Genomic DNA, 2,914 nt, shown 5'->3' on the forward strand with positions numbered 1-2,914 from the left:
TTGATCTCCACCATGAAAACCAACCAGAAATATTTTCATCTGGTGGACAGGGACAACCGTCTGTTACCGCTGTTTATCACCATCAGCAACATTGAAAGCAAACAGCCCGAACAGGTTCAACAAGGTAACGAACGGGTCATTCGCCCACGCTTTGCCGATGCCGAGTTTTTCTGGCAGCAGGACAAGCAGATCCCGCTGATACAACGTCTTGATTCACTCAAGAGCGTGGTCTTCCAGCAAAAGCTCGGCACGCTCTATGACAAGACCCGACGAGTGGAAAAACTGGCCGGCAGTATTGCCAAACAACTGGGCGGTGACAAACAGCTGGCCATCCGCGCCGCACAGTTGTGTAAATGCGATCTGATGACCGAGATGGTCGGGGAATTCCCCGACCTGCAGGGCATCATGGGCCGTTACTATGCCGAACTTGACGGCGAACAGCCGCAGGTCGGCCGGGCGCTGGACGATTATTACAAACCCCGCTTCGCCGGTGACGATCTGCCCGATGATGTGATCGGCCAATCGCTGGCGCTGGCTGATCGACTCGACACACTGGTCGGCATTTTCGCCATCGGCCAGATCCCCACCGGTGACAAGGATCCTTTCGCCCTGCGCCGCGCCGCGCTCGGAGTATTGCGGATTATGATCGAACAGCAGCTCGACCTCAATCTGCAGGCGCTATTGCAAGAGGCCGCCGCCGGCTTCGACAAATCCCTCAAAGCGGAGGAAGCCGTGGAAGCTGTGATCGGCTTCATTCTCGATCGCCTCAAGGCCTATTACCGCGATCAGGGCATTCGCGCCGACGTGCTCGAAGCCGTCACTGCCAACCGTCCGACCCGGCCGCTGGATATCGAGCAACGACTCAAGGCCGTGGATCACTTTCGCCAGCTCGAGGCCGCCGAGAGCCTGGCCGCCGCCAACAAACGCATCGGTAACATTCTCAAGAAAGTGGAAGGCCCGTTGCCGGAGCAGATCGATCCGACACGTTTCGAGGAAAACGCGGAAAAGGCCCTGTACGATACCCTGGCCAGCCTGCAGCAGCAGGTCCAGCAACAGATCGATCAGGGTGATTACCAGCCGGCACTGACGGCTCTGGCCGACCTGCGCGAACCAGTGGATCAATTTTTCGATCAGGTGATGGTCATGGCCGACGACGACACTCTGCGCAACAATCGCCTGGCACTGTTAAACCAGTTACATCAGCTGTTTTTGCAAATCGCCGACATCGCCAAATTGCAAGGGTGAGCCCATGAATCCCGACTCCTATCAGGACATGCTCAAAGCCGTGCAGGCCTTTCACGACAAGCATGACTTCAAAGGTACCGGCGGCGAGGATCTGCCCTATCGCATCGCCCTGATGGCCGAAGAACTGGGCGAAATCTCCGCCTGCGTCACCAAGGGCAAGGACAAGGACGAACTCGCCGAGGAAGTCGCCGATCTGCTAATCCTGATTATGGGGACCGCCATCTCGGCCGAATTCGATCTCAACCAGGCCTTCTGGGCCAAGCTGGACAAGATCATGCAGCGCGAATCGAAAATGGTAAACGGGCGGATACGTGTTTCTGAATTTAAAGATGACTGATCACCACCAAGACTCAAAGACACGAAGATTTATTATGATTGACTTCGAGTCTTCGTGCCTTCGTGGTAAATTTCGCCTCCTATGAAACTGATTATTCTGGATCGTGACGGGGTGATTAATTATGACTCCGACGACTATATAAAAAGCGCCGACGAGTTTGTGCCGATTCCGGGTAGTCTGGAGGCGATCGCGCGCCTGAACCGGGCCGGTTATCATGTTTATGTGGCCACCAATCAGTCGGGGATTGCCCGCGGCTATTATGACGAGGCCACGTTGCAACAGATGCACGATAAACTGCGCAAGTTGCTGACCGGGCAGGGCGGTCGGGTCGATGGTATCGTCTATTGTCCGCATGGGCCGGACGACCACTGTGACTGTCGCAAACCGCTGCCGGGCTTGCTGGAGCGTATTGCCCATCTCAGCGGCCACACATTAGTGAACGTGCCGGTGGTAGGCGACTCCCTGCGCGATATCGAATCGGCCCGCGCCGTCGGCGCCACCCCCTACCTGGTCAGAACCGGTAAGGGCGAACGGACGCTGGCCAGAGGCGAGGGGCTGGAGGGGGTTCCGGTGTATGCTGACCTTGCCCGGTTTGTCGATGACTTTCTTGCCAGTGAGGATGGTTAAATGGTTTTGCTACGTTCCACCCTGTTCAGCCTGTCGGTGATTATCACCAGCGTGATTATTACCTGCATCGTACTGCTGTTTTATTTTGCCCCGTTTTCCTGGCGCTATACCATCATCAGTCAGTTCGCCCGCTACAATCTGTGGGTCCTCAAATACGTCTGTAAAATCGACTATGTGGTCGAAGGCCGGGAGAACATCCCGGACAGTGCCGCCATCATTTTCAGCAAGCACCAGTCCACCTGGGAGACGATCGCCCTGCAGCAGGTCTTTCCGCCGCTGACCTTTGTGATTAAACGTGAATTGCTGTGGCTGCCCTTTTTCGGCTGGGGCCTGTCGCGCATGGACCCGATCGCCATTAACCGTTCGGCCGGACGCAATGCCATTCGCCAGATCATCGAACAGGGGACCGAACGCCTCAGGCGCGGGGTGTGGGTGGTCATTTTCCCCGAAGGCACCCGGGTACGTCCCGGAACCAAAGGTCGCTACAGGATCGGCGGCGCCGTCTTTGCGGCCGAGTCCGGCTATCCGGTCGTGCCGGTCGCGCACAACGCCGGCTACTTCTGGGCCAAGGGACAATTTCTCAAGCGGCCCGGCACCATCCGCATGGTCATCGGCCCGCCCATCGACAGCGAAGGCAAATCGGCTGAACAGATTTTATCCGAAGCCGAAACGTTTATTGAGGGTGAGATGGCTCGCCTTGCCCCG

General features: G+C 57.0%; 4 protein-coding genes. All 4 read left to right on the forward strand.

Annotated elements, in window-relative coordinates:
• On the forward strand, positions 1-1,245 hold a 1,245-nt coding region (gene glyS, locus RI563_RS11150; protein ID WP_310694461.1), incomplete at its 5' end, for a glycine--tRNA ligase subunit beta.
• Between the two features lie 4 nt (positions 1,246-1,249).
• Entirely contained in the window at positions 1,250-1,582 is a 333-nt protein-coding gene (locus RI563_RS11155) for a nucleoside triphosphate pyrophosphohydrolase family protein (RefSeq protein WP_310694462.1), read from the forward strand.
• 81 nt (positions 1,583-1,663) lie between these two features.
• A complete protein-coding gene (gene gmhB, locus RI563_RS11160) occupies positions 1,664-2,209 on the forward strand; it encodes a D-glycero-beta-D-manno-heptose 1,7-bisphosphate 7-phosphatase (protein ID WP_310694463.1) in 546 nt (181 codons plus the stop codon).
• Positions 2,210-2,914 (forward strand): lysophospholipid acyltransferase family protein (locus tag RI563_RS11165; protein ID WP_310694464.1); only part of this gene is annotated, 705 nt, incomplete at its 3' end. It lies immediately after the preceding gene.

It is taken from the genome of Thiohalophilus sp., from assembly GCF_031581315.1.
In the GTDB taxonomy this organism is placed as follows: domain Bacteria; phylum Pseudomonadota; class Gammaproteobacteria; order UBA6429; family Thiohalophilaceae; genus Thiohalophilus.

What these genes read in the sequence shown, in the direction of transcription:
- RI563_RS11155 (WP_310694462.1), top strand. Translation starts at nt 1,250, where the DNA reads ATGAATCCCGACTCCTATCAGGACATGCTCAAAGCCGTGCAGGCCTTT.
- gmhB (WP_310694463.1), top strand. Translation starts at nt 1,664, where the DNA reads ATGAAACTGATTATTCTGGATCGTGACGGGGTGATTAATTATGACTCC.